At 59.5% G+C, this 400-nt stretch carries 2 protein-coding genes; both read right to left on the minus strand.

Going from position 1 to position 400, the window contains the following annotated elements; genetic code table 11:
- Positions 1-210, minus strand: a 210-nt coding sequence (locus tag KJQ97_RS10135; protein ID WP_214120725.1) for a hypothetical protein, incomplete at its 3' end; no start/stop codon positions are given.
- Positions 207-400 (minus strand): hypothetical protein (locus KJQ97_RS10140; RefSeq protein WP_214120726.1); only part of this gene is annotated, 194 nt, incomplete at its 5' end. The genes KJQ97_RS10135 and KJQ97_RS10140, both read right to left, overlap by 4 nt.

Consider the following 400-nt stretch of genomic DNA (forward strand, 5'->3'; position numbering starts at 1 on the left):
ACGTTGGGTCACTCGCCCGCCGGAAGGCTTGCGCGTGGCGAGATTCTCGAACAAGGACGGGTCCTGGGAGCCCGTTTTCCTATCCTTAGGGCCTTTACGCATGGCTTTCAGTGCGATCCCGATAACGGCGACAGCAGCCACCGCGACGGCAACGAGGGTGCCCTTGTTGATCTCTTCAGGGTTGACTTCGGGCTTACTCCTCTTCTTCACTCTTTCCCATCAATGGGTGTGGCGCCCTTCTCATCATCGTCGCGAAGGGCATTCTTGTTCATGTTCTCCTTACCCTCCTCGCTGAGAACGTCACCGACGATGGCTCCGGCCTCGCGATGGAAGGCGATGTAGCGGGCGCCGAGGTTTATCATGGCTTGCAGACGGTTGCGGCCGCCCAGCAGGGTGAAGA

Origin of the sequence: Campylobacter sp. 2018MI01 (genome assembly GCF_018501205.1) — a bacterium.
Classification (GTDB): domain Bacteria; phylum Campylobacterota; class Campylobacteria; order Campylobacterales; family Campylobacteraceae; genus Campylobacter_E.